General features: G+C 65.5%; 17 protein-coding genes and 1 tRNA gene. 5 read left to right on the plus strand and 13 right to left on the minus strand.

The genetic code is table 11. The annotated features are described in order from the left end of the window. Positions 1–76: 76 nt before the first annotated feature. The gene (locus tag BMF89_RS12085; protein ID WP_078107352.1) at positions 77–2,716 is read left to right on the plus strand and encodes a trehalase-like domain-containing protein; all 2,640 of its coding nucleotides are present in this window, start codon (positions 77–79) and stop codon (positions 2,714–2,716) included. A 94-nt stretch (positions 2,717–2,810) separates the two neighbouring features. Here BMF89_RS12085 and BMF89_RS12090 read toward each other — a convergent pair whose 3' ends face one another. The 3 genes from BMF89_RS12090 to BMF89_RS12100 form a co-directional block, all read right to left on the minus strand. Continuing rightward, a complete protein-coding gene (locus BMF89_RS12090) occupies positions 2,811–3,737 on the minus strand; it encodes an AEC family transporter (protein ID WP_078107353.1) in 927 nt (308 codons plus the stop codon). Positions 3,738–3,878: 141 nt separating this feature from the next. After that, positions 3,879–4,307 (minus strand): aspartate 1-decarboxylase, encoded by a 429-nt coding sequence (gene panD, locus BMF89_RS12095; protein ID WP_171983469.1) that lies wholly within the window; start codon positions 4,305–4,307, stop codon positions 3,879–3,881. 55 nt (positions 4,308–4,362) lie between these two features. Then, the gene (locus tag BMF89_RS12100) at positions 4,363–4,689 is read right to left on the minus strand and encodes a hypothetical protein (protein ID WP_078107355.1); all 327 of its coding nucleotides are present in this window, start codon (positions 4,687–4,689) and stop codon (positions 4,363–4,365) included. A 99-nt stretch (positions 4,690–4,788) separates the two neighbouring features. On the opposite strand from BMF89_RS12100, the gene BMF89_RS12105 reads away from it, so the two are divergent. Beyond that, complete coding sequence (locus tag BMF89_RS12105; protein WP_078107356.1) at positions 4,789–5,382, plus strand: TetR/AcrR family transcriptional regulator; 594 nt, start codon at positions 4,789–4,791, stop codon at positions 5,380–5,382. Here the strand turns inward: BMF89_RS12105 and BMF89_RS12110 are convergent. Further along, positions 5,366–6,220, minus strand: coding sequence for a LysR substrate-binding domain-containing protein (locus BMF89_RS12110; protein ID WP_078107357.1), 855 nt, complete (start codon positions 6,218–6,220; stop codon positions 5,366–5,368). The two genes, BMF89_RS12105 and BMF89_RS12110, sit on opposite strands and share 17 nt — an antisense overlap. Positions 6,221–6,370: 150 nt before the next feature. Here BMF89_RS12110 and BMF89_RS12115 point away from each other — a divergent pair, with 150 nt between their 5' ends. Further along, the gene (locus BMF89_RS12115; protein WP_078107358.1) at positions 6,371–7,768 is read left to right on the plus strand and encodes an MFS transporter; all 1,398 of its coding nucleotides are present in this window, start codon (positions 6,371–6,373) and stop codon (positions 7,766–7,768) included. 69 nt (positions 7,769–7,837) lie between these two features. Here BMF89_RS12115 and BMF89_RS12120 read toward each other — a convergent pair whose 3' ends face one another. The 3 genes from BMF89_RS12120 to BMF89_RS12125 all read right to left on the minus strand — a co-directional run bounded on the left by BMF89_RS12120 (position 7,838) and on the right by BMF89_RS12125 (position 9,283). Further along, positions 7,838–8,992, minus strand: a complete 1,155-nt coding sequence (locus BMF89_RS12120; protein ID WP_078107359.1) for a N(5)-(carboxyethyl)ornithine synthase — start codon at positions 8,990–8,992, stop codon at positions 7,838–7,840. Beyond that, on the minus strand, positions 8,989–9,123 hold the full coding sequence (locus tag BMF89_RS22620) for a hypothetical protein (RefSeq protein WP_264637052.1): 135 nt from the start codon (positions 9,121–9,123) through the stop codon (positions 8,989–8,991). Before BMF89_RS22620 ends, BMF89_RS12120 begins: the two co-directional genes overlap by 4 nt. A gap of 86 nt (positions 9,124–9,209) precedes the next feature. Continuing rightward, positions 9,210–9,283: transfer RNA gene (locus BMF89_RS12125), tRNA-Gly, on the minus strand. Positions 9,284–9,520: 237 nt separating this feature from the next. Between BMF89_RS12125 and BMF89_RS12130 the strand changes: the two genes are divergently transcribed. Continuing rightward, entirely contained in the window at positions 9,521–9,967 is a 447-nt protein-coding gene (locus BMF89_RS12130; RefSeq protein WP_078107360.1) for an SRPBCC family protein, read from the plus strand. Between the two features lie 115 nt (positions 9,968–10,082). On the opposite strand, the gene BMF89_RS12135 is transcribed toward BMF89_RS12130, so the two are convergent. Then, positions 10,083–11,867: a CAP domain-containing protein gene (locus BMF89_RS12135; RefSeq protein WP_253190802.1), complete on the minus strand. Its 1,785-nt coding sequence runs from the start codon at positions 11,865–11,867 to the stop codon at positions 10,083–10,085. Between the two features lie 148 nt (positions 11,868–12,015). On the opposite strand from BMF89_RS12135, the gene dcd reads away from it, so the two are divergent. After that, entirely contained in the window at positions 12,016–12,591 is a 576-nt protein-coding gene (dcd, locus tag BMF89_RS12140; RefSeq protein ID WP_078107361.1) for a dCTP deaminase, read from the plus strand. A gap of 399 nt (positions 12,592–12,990) precedes the next feature. Here the strand turns inward: dcd and BMF89_RS12145 are convergent, their stop codons facing one another. The 5 genes from BMF89_RS12145 to BMF89_RS12165 form a co-directional block, all read right to left on the minus strand. Next, positions 12,991–14,196 carry a cation:proton antiporter gene (locus tag BMF89_RS12145; RefSeq protein WP_078107362.1) on the minus strand — a complete coding sequence of 402 codons (1,206 nt, stop codon included), beginning with the start codon at positions 14,194–14,196 and terminating at the stop codon, positions 12,991–12,993. 5 nt (positions 14,197–14,201) lie between these two features. Further along, positions 14,202–14,684, minus strand: a complete 483-nt coding sequence (locus BMF89_RS12150; protein WP_059389838.1) for a cation:proton antiporter regulatory subunit — start codon at positions 14,682–14,684, stop codon at positions 14,202–14,204. 77 nt (positions 14,685–14,761) lie between these two features. Beyond that, positions 14,762–15,547, minus strand: coding sequence for a glucosamine-6-phosphate deaminase (locus BMF89_RS12155; RefSeq protein WP_078107363.1), 786 nt, complete (start codon positions 15,545–15,547; stop codon positions 14,762–14,764). Positions 15,548–15,582: 35 nt separating this feature from the next. Next, complete coding sequence (locus BMF89_RS12160) at positions 15,583–17,106, minus strand: glycoside hydrolase family 3 N-terminal domain-containing protein (protein WP_078107364.1); 1,524 nt, start codon at positions 17,104–17,106, stop codon at positions 15,583–15,585. 63 nt (positions 17,107–17,169) lie between these two features. After that, positions 17,170–18,321, minus strand: coding sequence for an ROK family transcriptional regulator (locus BMF89_RS12165; RefSeq protein WP_078107365.1), 1,152 nt, complete (start codon positions 18,319–18,321; stop codon positions 17,170–17,172). Positions 18,322–18,377 lie beyond the last annotated feature (56 nt).

The following is an 18,377-nucleotide window of genomic DNA, read 5'->3' on the forward strand; positions in this document are numbered from 1 at the left end:
CGGCAATACGCGGGTCACGGAGGCGAAACCAGCCGGGCGGAAACTGGACGAATCCACCCCGGAAGGATCGTCTCCCATGGCTACTCCGCTCAATTTGTCCGTGGCCGATTCGGCGTTGCTGACAAAGTCGCTTCCGTTGGGCCTCCTGCGGACGGCAGTCCAATCCGAGGCCGCCCACGATGGAATCACTCCGGAGCTGCTGGCGGAACTGAGGATGCTGGCCCGCACTCCGGGGCTCCTGGTGGCCTGCAACTACGGTGGAACCCTCTGTGCCGCGGAAGGCGTATCCACCGAGACGCTCCCGTTGGGGAGTGCCGCCGTCGCGCTCCGGGCATTGGCGGCGCTGCCGAACACGCACACGGCCGTCATCTCCGGAAGGTCGCTGCGGGACCTTGCCGCGGTGTCGCGGCTGCCGGCGGAAGTCCACCTGGTGGGTTCGCACGGCGCCGAGTTCGACATGACCTACGCCTACAGCGTCACGATGGCCACAGAAGCCGTCCTTCAACAGGCAGCCACCGCCCTCAACGAATCCATCGGCTTCGAAAAGGGCATCAGCATCGAGCGCAAGCCCGTGGCCGTAGCCATCCACACCAGGCCGGCCACTCCTTCCGTCGTGGCACGGGTGACGCGTGAGGCGCACCAGATCGCCCGTGAATTGGGCTTGTTCTTCATTGTGGACGGCTCCGTTCTGGACTTGTCCATCGTGGAGCCCTCCAAAGACGCCGCGCTGGAGCATCTGCGTGCACAGTTGGGGGCCAGCGCGGCCCTGTTTGCCGGCGACGCGGAGAGCGACGAGCTCGCGATCGCCACCTTGCGGGGCCCGGATCTTGGCCTGCACGTTGGCGATGCAGAAACCAAGGCGCGCTACCGCTTACCGGACCCGGAGGCCTTCGCCAAAGTGCTCGCCATCCTGTTCGAACTGCGCCGAGCGTGGCTGTTCGGCGAGGACGCGGTGGGGCTGGAGCGGCATTCGATGATCGGCAACGGGACCTCCACAGCGCTGCTCACCCCGGAGGCCAAGATCTGCTGGATGAGCCATCCCCTCCCGGATTCCGGATCCTTGTTCGCGCACATCCTTGGTGGAGACCCGGCCGGCCACTTCAGCGTGGAGCCGGTCAAGACGTCGAAGGTGCTGGGACAGCGCTATGTGGACAACACCATGATCGTGGAGACGCGCTGGGCCGACGTTACGGTCACGGACTACCTTGAGCCGGCCCCGGACGGCATCACCAGCCTGGTCCGGGTCCTGTCCGGAACCGGCAGCGCGCGGATTGTTTTCGCACCGCGGCCGGACTACGCCAACGCTCCGTTCAACATGGAAATCCGGGGCGAAGAGCTGCACGTTGTGGGCACTTCGGATCCCATCGTCCTCTTCGCTCCCGGCGTGTCCTTCACGGTCACGAGCGACGGCAAACACGGCACCGCCACCGCCGAAGTCAGCCTCGCGTACGGTCCCGTCGTCATGAACCTGAGGTGCGGAGACACTGAGCCGACGACGCCGGACCCCGCCGGAGAGCTCGTCCGGCGGGCCGCCGTCGCGCACCAGTCCCGGCAGTGGGTCCGCGGGCTGGAACTGCCCGACATGAAACCGTCGCTGGTGCGGCGCTCGGCCTTGGTCCTGAAAGCACTGGTGCACGAGCCGACCGGGGCCGTCCTCGCGGCGCCGACCACGTCGCTGCCGGAAGGGATCGGCGGCACCCGCAACTGGGACTACCGCTACTGCTGGCTCCGCGACGGCTCCATGACGGTCAATGCGCTCGTGGACCTGGGTTCCACCGAGGAAGCGGACGGCTTCCTCCGCTGGCTGGGCCGCATCCTGGAGAACGCTCCCGGTCCGGAATGGCTGCATCCCTTGTACTCGGTGACCGGCTCCCCGCTGTCTACGGAGGCCATCATCGAGAGCCTTCCCGGTTACGCCGGTTCGCGGCCCGTACGGATCGGGAACGCCGCCGACCACCAGGTGCAGCTGGATGTCTTCGGTCCGATCGCCGGGCTCATCCAGGCCCTCGGCAAGCGCCGCGGCACGTTGCCGGACGAGCACTGGAAACTCATGGAGCAGATGGCCTCGGCCGTCCTGGCCCGCTGGCACGAACCGGACCATGGCATCTGGGAAGCCCGGCGTGCGCCTCGGCACCACATCTATACCAAGGTGATGTGCTGGGTGACGTTGGACCGGGCCATGCAGACGGCGGTGCGGTTCCGGCGCCCCATCGGGGCCGAGTGGGAGGAAACGGCCAACACCATCCGCGCGGAAGTGCTCCGCGAGGGCTGGGATGATTCCGCGAGCTCATACACCGTCGCTTACGACAGCCCGGACCTGGACGCGGCGGTGCTGCACATCGGACTCTCGGGCCTGCTGGATGTCCGCGACCAGCGCTTCCTGGACACCGTCACCGCCGTCGAGCGCGAACTGCGGGTGGGTCCCACCGTGTTCAGGTACAGGTACGACGACGGCCTTCCGGGTCTGGAGGGCGGGTTCCACATCTGCACCACCTGGCTCATTGAGGCGTACCTGGCCGTTGGCCGGCTGGACGACGCGCTCGAGCTGTTCAACCAGCTCGTGGCGCTCTTCGGGCCGACCGGGCTGCTTCCCGAGGAGTTCGACCCGGGCACCGAGACCCACTTGGGAAACCACCCGCAAGCATATTCGCACCTGGGCTTCATCCGCTGCGCGCAACTCCTGGACAGGTACCTCGACTCGGTGGACGAAGAGTAGGCGCGAGGACACCAACCAGCCGCGCCGACCCAACTGACTCGCACTTAGTGTCGTTTTCAGCGCTCAAAACGACACTTACTGCGAGTTAGTTGGGCTAGGTGAGCAGGAGGGCCACGGCGATCATTGCCGGGACGGCCACCACGGTGGTGATCAGGACAGTATCCTTCGCCACGGTGATTCCCGTGTTGTAGCGGCTCGCCGCCACGAACACGTTCTGGGCGGTGGGCAGGGCGGCCGTGACCACCACCGCGAACAAGGCGTGTGCCTCCAGCCCCAGTGCGAAGCGGGCGAACAGGTAGGCCATCGCGGGGTGGACAAAGAGCTTGAAGCCGCTGGCCAGGAGCGCATCCGTCCGGCGCCCCGTGTCTTTTTGTAGGGGCCGGGAGCCGTTCAGGCTCATCCCGAATGCCATGAGCATCGAGGGAATGGCGGCTCCGCCGATCAAATGAATCGGGTCCATGATGAGCGAGGGCACTTGCCAGCCCGTTCCGGCCACCACCAAACCGAGGGCCGATCCCACGATCATCGGGTTCCGAATGATCATCAAGACGAACCGCAGGGGAGTGGTGCGGTGGGCGCTGGTGCTGGCATCGAGAGCCATTAGGTACATGGGCGTGAAGAACGCGAGCTGGAAGATCAGCAGCGGTGCCACATAGCTTGCGTCGCCCAGGACAAACACGGCGATGGGGATGCCGAGGTTCGCGGAGTTGGCCAAGGAAGCGCTCATGGAGGACATCAGCGATTCGGGGAGGGAGCGTTTGAGCCAGAACTTCACGATGACGAAGAACAAGCTGCCGGTAACGACGGCGCCCACTGCCGTGACCAGGAGCGGAGCGGCGAAGATGTCGCGAAGATGGGCCTTGCCGAGGGTTTCAAAGAGCAGCGCGGGACTTGCGACGAAGAAAGTCAGGGCGCTCAGGACCGAACGCGCGTTGTCTCCCAGGATTCCGCGCTTGCCGACGAACATGCCCACCAGAATGATGGCCCACACCACGAAGAACCCGGAAAGGACGCCCAGCACTACGGCATCCGGAGGGTGACGGGTGCGGGGCGGCGGGGGTTCACAGTCCCAGCCTAAATCAGCTTTATTCGGCTGTAAGGCCCGACGGCGGCATGTCCCGCCATGTGGACCGCGAAGAAGGGGTCCCCGGGGCAGGGGGAGTTAGTTCAGGTTCGCGTTGTTGAGGGCGTGCGGGGGGCGCATGACGCCCGGAGTGATGCCTTCGGCTGGATCACTGCCGAGCTGGACGATCTTGTTGGCCCTGTCCACATGGACAACCTTTGGTTGGTAGCCCTTGGCCTCTTCGGTGGTCATCTCCGCATAGGTGATGAGAATGACGACGTCGCCCACGTGCACCAGGTGCGCTGCGGCACCGTTGATGCCAATGACGCCGGAGCCGCGTTCGCCGGCAATCGTGTAAGTCTCGAGGCGTGCGCCATTGGTCACGTCGACAATGGAGACGAGCTCGCCGGGGAGAATATCCGCAGCATCCAGCAGATCCAGGTCAACCGTCACTGAACCTACATAGTGCAGGTCGGCATGGGTCACCGTGGCACGGTGGATCTTGGACTTAAACATTGTGCGGTTCATAACGTGACAAGTTTAGCGCGTGGCCGCCCGATCGCCGGGTGATACCGGCCACAGGCTAGGCCTTGGCGGCGGCCTTTCTTGCCTGCCGCCGCTTCAGCGAGCCGTAACCGGCGAGCAACTTCGGGACAACCAGGTAGACGGCGGTAGGAACTACGACGAGCGTCAGCACGAGGGCGCGCAGCGCGGGGTGCCATGACTCGGAGAGCGGAGCGAGGATCGTCATGCCGATCGCGACGAGGGGGAAAATGGCCAGCCACGTGATCACTGCACGCGTGTGCACGGAAGGCAGGTGCACAGGGTGCGCGGAGTGCGGAGCGGGCTCGGCAACCGCCGCAACCGCGGCGCTGTCCGCGGGTGCGGAAACGGGGATTTGGGTGCTCATGACATTCTCCAACTATTTGGTTGCTTTCGGCGTGAGTTCAGACTAGACGCTGCTTTCGAGAACTGCAACTACTTGGTTGGAATCTGTTAAGGTGGACACATGGCATGGGATACCGAGCGGACCAAGCGACTCCTCCTTGAGGCAGCGACCGCCGAGTTCTGCCAATTCGGACTAGCCGGCGCCAGGGTGGACCGCATCGCGGCTGCGGCCGGAGTCAACAAGGAACGCATCTACCAGTACTTCGGCAAGAAAGATCTTCTCTTCGACGCGGTGATCGCATCCCAGCTCAGCAAAGTAGTGGACGAAGTCCGCATCGAGGGCGATGGTCCCGAAGCCTTGGCCGATTACGCCGGACGCCTGTTCGACCATCACCACCAAGATGCCACCCTTCCGAGGCTGCTGTTTTGGGAGGGGTTGGAACGGGGGGAATATGTGGTGAACCGTCCGGACCGGGCCGCGAACTGCAGGAACAAGGTTGATGGTGTCATCCGGGCCATCCCGGGGACGTCCAAGGAAGATGCGGCCGATCTGATGCTCACCATCATTGCGTTGTGTGACGCCTGGCCGGTACTGCCGGAACTGGATGGCCTCATGGCCGGCAGCAAGGGGTCAAGCAGGGCGGAGCGGCGCCGCAAGACGATCGTCCAAACCGTCCTCCTCGCCGCACGGGAGCTAGCTACGCCTGTTTGTTGAGCGTTCTGCCGATGATCGCCTGCGTCAGTGCGTCCACTACCTCGGCGTTCGCCAAAGGGTTGCGGATCAAGGTGAAGTCCACGTCACCCACGGGCGGGAGGTCGAAGCGCTTGGTGATCACCGTGAGGTCCTCGGGAACCAGCGACGACGGCATCACCGCGACGCCGATGCCAGCGCGCACCGCTGCCAGGACGCCGGCGATCTGCCGGGTGGAGCAGGTGACCCGCCACGTGCGGCCCATGGCCTCCAGCGCGTCGATAGCCAGTTTCCGGCTGACGCTCGGGGCCGGATAGCAAATCAGCGGCACGGGGCTGGCCGGGTCCAGGGCCGTCTGTTCGACGCCCACCCAGGCGAACTTGTCGTGGCGGACCACGGTGCCGTCCTTCGCCTCGCCCACCCACTTCACGAACACGAGATCCAACTGGCCCGCATTGACGCGTTTGTAGAGCTGGTCGCTCTGGCTGACGGTGAGTTCCAGGTTGATCTGGGGATACAGCTGCCGGAACTCGCGGAGGATCCGTGGCAAGCCCGTGATGGCGAGATCGTCGGCGGTGCCGAACCGCAGCCGGCCACGCATCGCGGAGCCGGAAAAGTACCTGGCTGCGGAATCGTGCGCGGAGAGGATGTTGCGGGCAAAGCCTGCCATCGCATCGCCATTGTCCGTAAGCCGGACATCCCGGGTGTCGCGCGCTACGAGCGCCCGTTTGGCCGCCGTCTCCAGCTTTCTTACGTGCTGGCTGACCGTGGGCTGGGCGAGGCCGAGGCGCTCGGCTGCCTTCGTGAAACTCAAAGTCTCGGCCACGGCCAGGAAGGACCGCAGCTGCACGGGTTCGAACACGGAGCTCCTTGAATAGGTACGTCCACCACTACTCACGCGAGTGTATTGCATTTCGCAATGCTAGTTATACAGCCAATTCACTTCCATAATCACCGCGGCCAACCCTAGCGTTAAAGGCATCCCAGCGAGACGCCTATCCAAGGACTACTTGTGGCACCCCCACCGCCCGCAGCGGCAAACGTCAGCCAGCCCACCATCGATTCACTCGCCGCAAGCAGCCGAATTCCGCACGCTGCCGACCCGGACACGGTCACCCAGCCGATCGCCGTCGTCAGCGAACGGCTCCCCTGGCGGCACACCTTCATTTCCCTCAAAGTGCCCAACTTCCGGATCTTCGCCATGGGCCATTTCGTGGCCGTCATCGCGCTCTGGATGCAGAGGATTGCGCAGGACTGGTTGGTACTCCAGCTCTCCGGATCCGTCACCGCCGTCGGAATAACCGTGGCACTGCAGTTCACGCCGTCGCTGTTCCTGGGCCCCTGGGGCGGAATGATGGCGGACCGCTTCGCCAAGCGGCGCATCCTCATCTTGTGCCAAAGCGTCGCGGCCTCCCTGGCGGCCATCCTTGCCGTCTTGACCCTGAGCCAGCACATCGAGGTGTGGCACGTTTATGTGATCGCCTTTGTCCTGGGCCTGGTGACGGTCCTCGACCAGCCCGCCCGGCAGGTCTTCGTCAACGAGCTTGTGGGACCGAAATACCTCCGCAATGCGATCAGCGTCAACTCCACCACGTTCCAGCTGGGCGGACTGATTGGTCCCGCCCTGGCCGGCGTGCTGCTGACCGCAGTGGGCGCGGGGTGGGCCTTCGCCGCGAACGCGGTTGCCTGCTGCTCCACCGTGACCATGCTCCTGATGCTGCGCAAGAACGAACTTTATGTCAGCACGCCTGTGCCAAAACGCAAGGGAATGCTGCAGGAGGGCCTGCGATACGCCCTCGGCAAGCCCACCATCTACTGGCCGTGGCTCATGGCCGGCTTTGTAGCGGTCTTCGCGATGAGCCTGCCTGTGCTTCTCGCCGCCTTTGCGGACAACGTCTACCATGCGGGCGCGGGCGGCTACGGCTTGCTCAACGCCATGGTTGCCCTTGGCGCGCTCGCCGGGGCAATCACATCGGCCCGACGCCGGCAATTGCGCCTGCGCTCAGTGGTGCTGTGCGCCGGGATGTATGGCTTGATGCTGTGCCTGGCAGCGTTGGCCCCATCCATGGTGTGGCTGGCCGCTGCCATGGTCCTTTCCGGATTCTGGTGCCTCATGTTCCTGACGGCCGCCAACCAGTTGGTCCAGGTCAGCGCCAACATGAGCATCCGCGGCCGCGTCATGAGCCTCTACATCATGGTGCTCATCGGTGGCCAAGCCATCGGCGGACCCATGATGGGCTGGCTTGCCGAGCATCTGAATCCGCACGTGGCGCTGTTGGTGTCAGGCGGGGTACCGGCGCTCGCAGCGGCGACAGTCGCCGTCGTGCTCGCCCGGAAGTCCGAGTTGCGGGTCAAAGTGGATGTCCGGGACCGACGCCGGATGGTGCGGATCGTCCCGCAGTCGGCGTAACGCCGAACCCGGCCGGGCCGGGCGCCTGCCAGGCGCCCGGCTCAGCCGCATTCCGAGGCTACAAGTCCACTACGCCACAAGGTGCGGATAGTCCGCTGCGCGCCCTTGGAACTGCAGCACGTCCGGGTTGCGGATGATGCCGTCCCGGATCTCGATGGCCCGGGCGATCGTCTCGTTGGCGGCCCAGGCCTCGGGACCCGAAATGACCGTTTCGAGGAACGGCAGGAGCGCTTCGCTGATCTCCCAGCTGGACGAATTCCACAAGTAGGACGGGCTGTGGTCAACCGCGTAGTAGTTGATGTGGTCGCCCACCGTGAACATGGGCTCGGCGAACGTCGTGGTCCGCGCCCAACTGAAACCCATGCCTTCGTCGCAGGAGACGTCGACAATCAAGCTGCCCGGCTGGAACGCGTCCAGGTCCTCGGTCCGCAGGTACGTCAGCGGCGAGTTCGGGTCCTGCAGCGTGCAGTTGACCACGATGTCGCTCGCGGCGAGGAACGGTGCCAACGGCAGGCGGCCACGGTCGGTGATGACCTCGCTCAGGAAAGGGGCGTTCTGGTCGTGATCGAACTGCACTATGCGCACCGAGTGGATGGGGGAACCGACCGCAGCAACTCCGCGGTTGGTCAGCACCTGGACGTCGTGGATGCCGTGGGCGTTCAGGGCGGTGACCGCGCCACGCGCCGTGGCTCCGAAACCAATCACGACGGCACTCAGCCGCCTCCCGTAGTCACCCGTCGAACCCGTCAGGGCAAGGGCGTGGATGACGGAACAGTAGCCCGCAAGTTCGTTGTTCTTATGGAAAACGTGGAGTCCGAAGCCGCCGTCGCTCGCCCAGTGGTTCATCGCCTCGAAGGCGATCAGGGTCAGCTTTTTGTCGATCGCGAGCTGGGTGATGGCCCGGTCCTGCACGCAGTGCGGCCAACCCCAGAGGACCTGGCCGTCCCGGAGGTCGGCGAGGTCTTCCGGTTGCGGTTTGGGCAGGAGAATGACATCCGAATTCGAAATCAGTTCTTCACGGCTTGCCATGCCACCGACCAGCGGCCCAAGTTGGCTGTCCGAAAAGCCGAAGCGCTCGCCGTACCCGCGCTCGATCCGGATGTGTTGCCGGAGCTCCGGGGCAATGCGCTCCAGATGCAGGGGATGGACAGGCAGCCGGCGCTCGTCCGGCTTCTGCGATGACGAGAGGATGCCGAGGGTCATGGCGCCTGTATGGCCGCTCACTTTTTGTTGCCGGTTGCCGGCTTGGCCACGGTGGTGGCGGAGGACTCAGAAGCCCTCTTGTCCGCGCGCTTTTCTTTGATGGATTTGCCGGATTTTTTCGATGCAGCTTGGCGAGGTGATTTGTCAGCCATGGTCGCTCCCTTAGAGCAGAGCCGAAATGGCTCCTAGCTCCTGACGATACACCCAGGGAGTTGGGCACCTTGTATCCGGGCAGAGATGGAGCGGGCGACGGGAATCGAACCCGCGTATCGAGCTTGGGAAGCTAGCGCTCTACCATTGAGCTACGCCCGCACTGCTCCGCGCATCAGCCGGAGCAGATCCCAGCTTAGCGCAGATGGCACGGTGATCCAGACACAGACTCACCGGTATCACGGTCCCATCAAATTCCCTGCGGAGCTCGTAAAGATTCGATTACGGCTCGACGCGGGTGTGTTGCGCTGCGCCGCGCCTGACTATTCTGTAGCAGTTAGCTGCTGTGTCATGGGGAACCCGGCTATGTCTATGAGCCGTACGCCGAAAGAGGATTCCGTGGCATTTGCAGAGCATGAAGTACTCATTGGTCGCGACGCCATGACCGTTTACCAATTTCTGGTGGACGGCCTGAACAACCCCCTGTGGCGCAGTGGAATCCGCAGCATTTCCCTTCGCTCGGGGCACGCTGGCGAAAAAGGCGCCGTCTACCAGCAGACCCTGTCGGGCCCGGGAGGGCGGCCGATCGCGGCTGACTTCCAGATCACCGAGGCCAGGCCAGGCGCTGAAGTGCGGTTCGCCGTCGTCGCCGGCCCCGCGCGGCCCACCGGCGGCTATTACCTCAGCACCGAGGGCCCCAATACCCGCCTGCGGTTCGCCCTGGAGTACCACCCCAAGGGCCTGCAGAAACTCATGAACACCATGATCCAGAAGACCATGGAAGGTGAAGTGGTCCAGCTGGAGCAGCTCAAGTCGGTCATCGAGGAGCAAACCCCGGAGGCATAATCCCCACCGCCTCCCTCGCCTCGCTCCGCTCGCCCAGGGAACCCTGGCGGCGTGGGCCCAGCGCCTCCCTCGCCTCGCTCCGCTCGCCCAGGGAACCCTGGCGGCGTGGGCCCAGTTACTGCGCCAGCTTCAGTCCGCCCAAACCGCTTATCGGGATGCTCGGCGTCGTGAGGCGTCCACCGGTCAGGTCCCAGTATTCGATCGTTCCGTTGCTCAGCAGGCCTGCGACTCCCGTGGAGTTGAGGCCGGTGACGCCCTTGAGCGAGCGCAATCCGGAGTAGTCCGTCCATCCGGTTCCCACGACCAGCCGGGCCTCTGCCTTGGGCGTGGTGAGTCCCGAACCCCGGTAGAGGCGCAGGTTCCCGTTTGCTTCCACGGCCAGCAGGTCCTGGAAGCCGTCGGCGTCGTAATCCACCATGCTGAGCCGGATCGCACTGACGCCCGAGCCAACCTGGGTCCGTCCGACCAGCGCGGTGAGTCCCAGGTTCCGGTACAGGTAGAGCGCCCCGGTGGAATCGGTGGCGAGGATCTGCGGGAGCCTGTTGTTCCCGCACCAGGTGCCCACCGCCATGGTCATCCCCTGCCAGCCCGATGAGCCCAACGTCACGGGTGCCTTGAATCCTCCGCTGACCACCCCGGGGTACAGCAGGAGCCTGCCGTCCAGCATTTGGACGATGACGTCGATCACGCCGTCTCGGTCCCAATCCGTGGTCATCACTTCTTTCGCCCCGGCGAAACCGGAGCCGACCGTCCGGGCAGGGCCGAAGGTGCCGTTGCCGAGTGCCGGGTAGTCCCTCAGGTTTCCGGAAGGGTCGACGGCGACCAGGTCACCGGTGCTGCGGATGGCTGCCGCACTGAGGTCCAGGGTGGGCGGCTGGTGCTTCGCGATGGGGTCGCAGACGCTCGGTGGCGGAAGCTGGGGAGGAGCTGTGCCCGCGCCGGGGCTGTTGACGGTTCCGGCGGGGAGGGTCGTATAGCCGAAGAGATTGACCACGCCCCACATCGTGTAGCTATTGGGCGTGGTCTGGTAGTTGCCGTCCGTGAACGTGATTCCGACGCCGATCACGTTGAAGCGGGGGTCGCGAAGCAGAGCATCGTGGGCGGGTGAGCTCTTCCACCATTCGACAAGCTGGGCTGCATTCCGGTCCCAGCGGACAGCGATGATCTCGCCCGCGCCGTTGTTGGGGTTCAAGGCCCTGGGATCGGTCCAGAAGTTGGGGCGGTGCTCGATCACTTGGCGGCTGGCGATGTTGTTGGACCAGTCCTGCGACAGCGTGGACACCGTGGGGTTGTACTTCACCGGGTTCAAGCCAAGCGACGTCCGGTAGGCATTGATGGCGTTGAAGACGGCCAGCACCTGTGCCGAATTGTCGTCGTTGACCAACGCGTGCGGCGAAACCAGCGGGACGGCCGCGGGGGAGGACTTCGCCTGGGTTTGGGTCGGATCCGGGACATTCCCGGCCGGGCTTCCGGGGAGCGGGTCGGGGCCGGATGCCGGCGGAATGGAGGGGATCGGGGGCGGGCCGTCCACTGCCTGGGGCGACGTGCCGTTGCCCGGGGCGACGGCGGGGTTTGCCTGCGTGGACGTCGTCGCCGTTTCGACGGCCTGCGTGCTGCCCCCACCCACGGGGGCGGCTGGAGCCGGGGCGGCTGCGGCTACCGGGGTCGGGATGGTGGGAACGGTGGCCGTTGGTGACGCCGGCGAAGGTGCGGCCTGCGGAAGGCCGGATCCCGACGGCGGTGCGGACGCCGTCGTCGTACTCTCAGTACCGGCGGCGGTGCTTGGGGCGGAAGGCGCGGCTGCGGCGGACGTTCCGGCGAGCTGCGCCGGAAGGGCGATCGGTCCGGAGGCAGGGGCCATCACCGTGACAAGGCAGGCCACCAGTACGGCAACGGGCACCGCAATTCGTCTCAATGTGTCCCCAGATTCGCGTCGTGCCACCGTCCCCAAACGCAACAGCGGTAACGGTAGTCTATGTGGTGCACTATAGTCCCATGCGCCACTCCGGCACCACGGGGTACGCGGCGCATACGGTACTTTTGATCCTGTGCTGATCTCTGACCGCGACATACGTGCCGAAATCGACTCCCGACGTATCGTCCTGGAGCCCTACGACCCCGCAATGGTTCAGCCGTCCTCGGTGGATGTGAGGATTGACCGCTTCTTCCGGCTGTTCGACAACCACAAATACGCGCACATCGACCCCTCCGAGGAACAGCCTGAGCTGACCCGCCTGGTGGAGGTCGAGGGCGACGAGCCTTTCATCCTGCACCCGGGCGAGTTCGTGCTCGGTTCGACTTACGAGACCGTGAGCCTGCCGGACGACGTCGCCGCCCGGCTTGAAGGAAAGTCTTCGCTGGGACGCCTCGGTCTGCTGACGCACTCCACGGCCGGCTTCATCGATCCCGGTTTCTCGGGCCATGTGACGTTGGAACTGTCCAATGTGGCTACCCTGCCCATCAAGCTGTGGCCCGGCATGAAGATCGGCCAGTTGTGCTTCTTCCGGCTCTCGTCGGCCGCCGAGCATCCCTATGGTTCCGGCGGTTACGGCAACCGTTACCAAGGCCAGCGCGGCCCTACCGCGAGCCGCAGCCACCTGAACTTCCACCGGACGTCTGTTTAGCGCATCGAGAGGTGAGGTCTCGCCCCTTTGATGCTGCGAAATGGCCGAGATCTCACGTCTCGCTGACCCAAGCTGCGCGGGCAAGGGCGTCTCGCACGCGGGTTACGACGGGAAAGCTCCTGGACGGCGCCCCAAGGAACGCGGACTCCACGGCTGGCCACGCGAAGATCCTTGCTCCATGCCCGGCTCTCCGAAACCCCGGCAGCGCGCTGTTCGGAGAGCGTGAACGAGCGGCCCCTGAGGGTTTCAGGAAGAGGTCCAGGACTGCGCATGCACCAATTCTTGGCACAGCGTAGGCACCCGTAGCTGGTTATCCACAGTGGGGAGGAGTAGTGACGGGCCGCTTACGGATCGAGGCGTGCGATCTCGCCTCTTTGAACCCTCGAGAAGGCCGGGATCTCACGCCTCGAGGGACGCAATAGGCTCCGACGCCTTCGATTTGCGGGGAGGCTTGCGGAAGACCTTGGCCATAGGCTCCACGAAGCGGGCTGCGAGCGGCCCGAAGATGGCCATGAGCAGCACATACGCGGTGGCGAGGGCGGCAAGCTCGTGCGGTACGACTCCCGAGGTTACGGCCAGGCCCGCAATGACAATGGAGAACTCGCCGCGGGCGATCAGTGCGGCCCCGGCGCGGAAACGCCCAGGAACGGCGATCCCTGCACGCTTTGCCGCCCAGAATCCGGTCAGCACCTTGGTAAGGGCTGTTGCGAGGGCGAGAAGCAGCGCCCAGCCCAGTACTGGCGGGATCTTGGATGGGTCCGTGTTGAGGCCGAAGGCTACGAAGAAGATAGCCGCGAAGAGATCCCGCAACGGTTCAAGGATGCGCGTCGCGTTGTGGGCAGTTGCCCCCGAAATGGCGATGCCCAGCATGAACGCCCCCACGGCCGCGGAGACCTGGAGTGCGGACGCGATGCCGGCCACCAGAAGTGCGGCCCCGAGGAGATTGAGCAGGAAGACCTCGGAGTTTTCGCTGTGCACGGCTTGGGATACCCGATGGCCGTGTTTGAGGGCCACCACCAGCACGAGGGTGACGACGGCCAACGCTATGCCCACCGTCTGGAGCCCGCCCAGGAAGCCCACGCCCGCGAGGATCGCCGTCAGGATCGGAAGGTAGATGGCCATGGTCAGGTCTTCGAACACCAGGATGGCAAGCACCACGGGCGTCTCTCTGTTACCGATCCGGCCGAGGTCAGTGATCACCTTCGCCGCGATCCCGGAGGAAGAAATGTAGGTGACACCGCCCATGACGATCGCGCCCACCAGCCCCCAGCCGAGCCACACCGCGATGCCCGCACCCGGAAGGAAGTTCAACACCAGGTCCAGTACACCGGCTTGCCAGGAGCGCCGCAGCCCGGTGACGAGCTCCGCCGCCGTATATTCCAAGCCGAGCATGAGCAAGAGCAGGATGACCCCGATTTCGCCGGAAAGATGGGCGAACTCCTGCATGCCGTCGAGCTTGACCAGTCCACCTGCCCCGAACGCGAGTCCCCCCACCAGATAGAGCGGAATGGGGGACATGCCGATCCTGCCGGCCAAGCGCGCCAAGAGGCCGAGGCAGAAAACGACTGCGCCCAGCTCAATGAGGGTCAGGGCCAGGGGGTCCATGAACGTCAGCCGTTGCGCAGAATGGCAGCCGCAGAGTCAAGACCTTCCTGCGTACCGACAGCCACCAGCAAATCACCCGTGTGAAGGACGACGTCGGGAGCCGGTGAGGGAACCACTTCGCCTTCGCGCATGATCGCCACGATCGAGACACCACTGCGGGTGCGGATCTGGGCTTTGCCCATGGGCTGGTTGTTGAAAGGGGAGTCAGCGGTGATGGAGAACTGCCGCGTGACAATGCCGGGGATTTCCTTGTGGGCTTCGGCCAGGCGCATGGCGATGTGCTGTCCGCCCAGAAGGTTGCCCAGGGCGGCGGCTTCGTCTGCGGTCAACGGGATGGATGCCTGGCAGGTATCGGGATCGTCCCATGTGGAGACGAAAAGCTCGGTCTCACCCTCCCGCATCTCGACAACACCGATGCGGCGTCCCGAGGCCGTGATGAAATCCTTGCGGACCCCGAGGCCTGGAAGTTCTGTCTCATCCACGTTCATAAGTCCACCCTAGCCCTCTTGAAGGGGCGGCGGAATGACGCCGCTCGAGCCCTTCGCGCAAAGCGGTCCGCGCCGTTCTACGGGGCAAAAGCCAGGCCGCGCGCGGCGTCGTCGTAGTATTCGCGGTTCGCCAATCCGGCGGCAGCGGCCTCGTCCAGGACCACCACGGCGTCGGCATGCCATTGCAGGATCGAACCCGGGCACGACGCCGTCAGCGGCCCCTCGACTGCGGCAGCGACCGCGGCGGCCTTCGCGGCACCCGTGGCGATGAGCACCAGCCTGCTCGCCTCCAGCACGGTCCCCAGTCCCTGGGTGATGCAGTGGGTCGGGACGTCGCCGTGATGACCGAAGAACCGGGCGTTGTCCTGCCTCGTGCGGGCCGTCAGCCGCTTCAACCGGGTCCGGGAAGACAAGGAGGACCCGGGCTCATTGAAGCCGACGTGGCCGTTGGCGCCGATGCCGAGGATCTGCACATCAACGCCCCCGGCATCGCGGATCGCGGCGTCGTAGGCGGCAGCTCCGGTTTCGAGCTCGGCCTGCGTGGCGCCGGTGCCGTCAGGGACATTCAGCCCGGCCAGTGGAAGCCCGATCACCTCGCAGACCTCGCGGACGAGGACCTGGCGGTAGGACTGGACATGTCCAGTCGGAAGGCCCACATATTCGTCCAAGGCGAATCCCTTCGCGGCCGCGAAATCCACCCGGCCCGCAGCGGACGCAGCCGCGAGTTCCGCGTACAGCCCGAGCGGGGACGAGCCGGTGGCCAATCCCAGTACTGGTCCTCTGCCCGCAGGGACTCCTGCGAGGACGGCCTGGGCAGCGGCCGAAGCGGCCGATTCCGGGGTGGGCGCGACTATGACTTCCATGGCAGCTTTCTGTCGATGGGTTGGGCGGGCTGCAGTCAGGCTTTGGTACTGCCGTTAAGCAGCGCCGTCAGGGCCTGGGACACCGTGAGCGACGCACCATAGGTGACGATGTCCGCCCCGCCGCGCGGCCAGCCGCACTCGACGGCGATCACCGCGTGCCCTTCCGCCCTCAAGCGGGCGAAGACGGTCCACAGCGGGTGCTCGGCATCCAGGCCGCGCCCGACGACGGCGACCCGCGCGCCGTCGGGAACTTCGCCTTCTCGGACCACTTCCGACGTTGTGGCGGCAGGGCCCCACGGCACGCGACCGACCGCGAAATTGGACCCGGTCTCAACCTGCACGATCGCCACGGGTTCCGCCCGTGCAAGCCACCTTTGAGCGGCTTCGGAGACCTCGAAGGCCTCGGCGATGCGCTCGCCGTCGAGCGCGTTCGCATCGCCGGGAACGCCGGAGCGTTGCGGCTCGCCCCGCAGCCCCAGCTGGCCCCTGATGGCGGCCTCCTGGATTTCAGCAGCGCCGGCAGCAGGAAAGCGCGCGGACAGTGCTGCCGTCCGGGCAACGGCGTCCGCGAGGCGTTCCATGGGCAAGCGCCCCCCTTCCACGGCATCGGCGATCGCGGTGAGTGTTTGTTCGAAGAGGGCCGGTCCCGTTTCGGAACCAAGGCACAACAGGTCCGCCCCGGCCATGAGTGCACGGACGGCTGCTTCCGGAATGCCAGTCTGGGCGGACGCGCCGGCCATGTCCAAAGCATCGGTGATGATGAGGCCGTCGAACCCCATGTCACGTCGCAGCAGGTCCTGCAGGATGCGCGAGGAGAAGGTCGCCGGGTGGTCCGGGTCCAGGGCTTCGACCAGGATGTGGCTGGTCATGACCGTGGCTCCGCGAGCCGCCACGAGCGCCCGGAAGGGGACCAGTTCGCGGGCATCCAGGGTGGCGGCGTCGGCGGTGACCCGGGGGAGCGCCAGGTGGGAGTCCGTGGTGGTATCGCCGTGGCCCGGGAAGTGCTTGGCGCAGGATGCCACGCCCGCGTCTTCGAGGCCACGGATCCAGGCGGCAGTATGCCGGGCCACCAAGTCCGGTTCGGCCCCGAAGCTGCGCACGCCGATCACGGGATTGTCCGGAGCGGAATTGACATCGGCATCCGGGGCCAGGTTCACGTTGATGCCCAGGCCTGCCAGTTCGTGGCCGATGGCGCTGGCGCTCGCGGCGGTCAGTTCGACGTCGTCGAGGCGCCCGAGCACGGCGTTCCCGGGCTGCGTGGATCCCGTGAGGTAGTGCAGCCTCGTGACGTCGCCGCCCTCTTCATCGACGGCGATGAGCGTGTTCGGGGAATGTGCCCGCAACCCGGCGCACAGTTCGCGCAACTGGACGGGGGACGCCACGTTGGTGCCGTAGAGGCACACAGCCGCGAGCCCGGCGTCGTACGCTTCAAGAATCCAGACGGGGACCGCGATGCCGGTGAATCCGGGCATGAGGGTTCCTGCCGCGAGGCGGCGCAGGTGGTCGCGGGCGGGCCTGGTGGCAAAGGACTGAGTGGCGGGGGACTGAATCGTGTCCATGTCCGGCTCCTTCGAAGGGATGCGTGGCTGGTTAGTCAGGGCTGGAAACGGCGCAGGTGGCACTCAGGCCACACCAAGCTGGTTCCCGAGGACCATCACGGCGGCGCCGCGCAGGACAATGTCCTGTGCGTCTGCCGCGAGACGGACGGACACCGGTGAGGGGTCCTGGTGCAGGAGCCGCTCAAGCAAGGTCTGCTGGACGGCGTTGAGAAGGGGACCTTCCAAAAGCTCCCGGGGTCCGCTGAGGACCACCTCGCCCAAATCGAGGGCGCCAACCACGGGGGCGAGGGCGATGGCGAGCCGCTCGCCTGCTTCCCGGAGTACGACGTCGGCCGCGGCCTCCGGTTCGGAGCTCGCCGCAGCTTCGGCGAGGGCCCGTTCGAGGCTGGGGACGGACATCCAGGTTTCGAGGCAACCGGTTTTACCGCATTTGCAGATGGTTCCACCGTCGGTGCCGACCGTGACGTGGCCGATTTCGCCCGCCGCGGAGTGGGCGCCCCTGGTGCGTCTACCGCCCACGATGAGGCCTGAACCGACACCGCGCCCGATTTTCACGAGCACCATGTCGTCACTGCCGCCGCCGAAGGTGTAGTCCGCGTGGACTGCCGCGTCGGCGTCGTTGGAAACGAGGGTCGGCAGGCCGGTGCGCTCCTGGAGGAGCTCGCGCAGGGCGACGTCCTTCCATCCGAAGTTGGGGGCCGTGGTGACCACGCCGTCGGCGTTGACGATGCCGGGGGTCCCGACGCCGATCCCGAGCAACGTGGCAGTGGCCCGTGCTTTTGCCTCGGACGCCAGTGCGAGGACCTGGTTGACTACGTCTTGTCCGGTTTCCTCCGAGAGGGTGCGTTCCGCACGGTCGAGGATGTTGCCGTCAAGATCGAGGACAGCGGCGCGCAGCACGGAATTTTCGGCGAGATCCATGCCGATGACTTGGAGGCCCTGGCGGTTGATGTCTACCAGAATGGCCGGTTTGCCGGGGCGGACTTCATCGGAGTGCCCCAGTTCCACCACATGGCCGCGTTCCAGGAGGTCCGAGACGAGGTCCGATACCGTGACGCGGGTCAGGCCCAGGGTCCGGGAGAGATCCGCGCGGCTCATTGCCCCGGCCGAGTGGAGGGTCTGGCGCACCAGGGAGAGGTTGTGGGCGCGCCCGTCAGAAGGCAGGGTCGCCGCACTGGTCCGATCTGTGCGCTGGCGGTCGCGAAGGGCTTCCATGTGAGTTAGTAAACTCTACTAACAATCAAAGATCAAGGGTTTTTTGCAGATTGTGT

It is taken from the genome of Arthrobacter sp. SRS-W-1-2016 (assembly GCF_002009585.1).
GTDB lineage: Bacteria > Actinomycetota > Actinomycetes > Actinomycetales > Micrococcaceae > Arthrobacter > Arthrobacter bambusae_A.

What these genes read in the sequence shown, in the direction of transcription:
- BMF89_RS12150 (WP_059389838.1), bottom strand. Translation starts at nt 14,684, where the DNA reads ATGAACGTGGATGAGACAGAACTTCCAGGCCTCGGGGTCCGCAAGGAT.
- BMF89_RS22620 (WP_264637052.1), bottom strand. Translation starts at nt 9,123, where the DNA reads ATGGCTGACAAATCACCTCGCCAAGCTGCATCGAAAAAATCCGGCAAA.
- BMF89_RS12105 (WP_078107356.1), top strand. Translation starts at nt 4,789, where the DNA reads ATGGCATGGGATACCGAGCGGACCAAGCGACTCCTCCTTGAGGCAGCG.
- BMF89_RS12155 (WP_078107363.1), bottom strand. Translation starts at nt 15,547, where the DNA reads ATGGAAGTCATAGTCGCGCCCACCCCGGAATCGGCCGCTTCGGCCGCT.
- BMF89_RS12100 (WP_078107355.1), bottom strand. Translation starts at nt 4,689, where the DNA reads ATGAGCACCCAAATCCCCGTTTCCGCACCCGCGGACAGCGCCGCGGTT.
- panD (WP_171983469.1), bottom strand. Translation starts at nt 4,307, where the DNA reads ATGAACCGCACAATGTTTAAGTCCAAGATCCACCGTGCCACGGTGACC.
- BMF89_RS12160 (WP_078107364.1), bottom strand. Translation starts at nt 17,106, where the DNA reads ATGGACACGATTCAGTCCCCCGCCACTCAGTCCTTTGCCACCAGGCCC.
- BMF89_RS12165 (WP_078107365.1), bottom strand. Translation starts at nt 18,321, where the DNA reads ATGGAAGCCCTTCGCGACCGCCAGCGCACAGATCGGACCAGTGCGGCG.
- BMF89_RS12145 (WP_078107362.1), bottom strand. Translation starts at nt 14,196, where the DNA reads ATGGACCCCCTGGCCCTGACCCTCATTGAGCTGGGCGCAGTCGTTTTC.
- BMF89_RS12085 (WP_078107352.1), top strand. Translation starts at nt 77, where the DNA reads ATGGCTACTCCGCTCAATTTGTCCGTGGCCGATTCGGCGTTGCTGACA.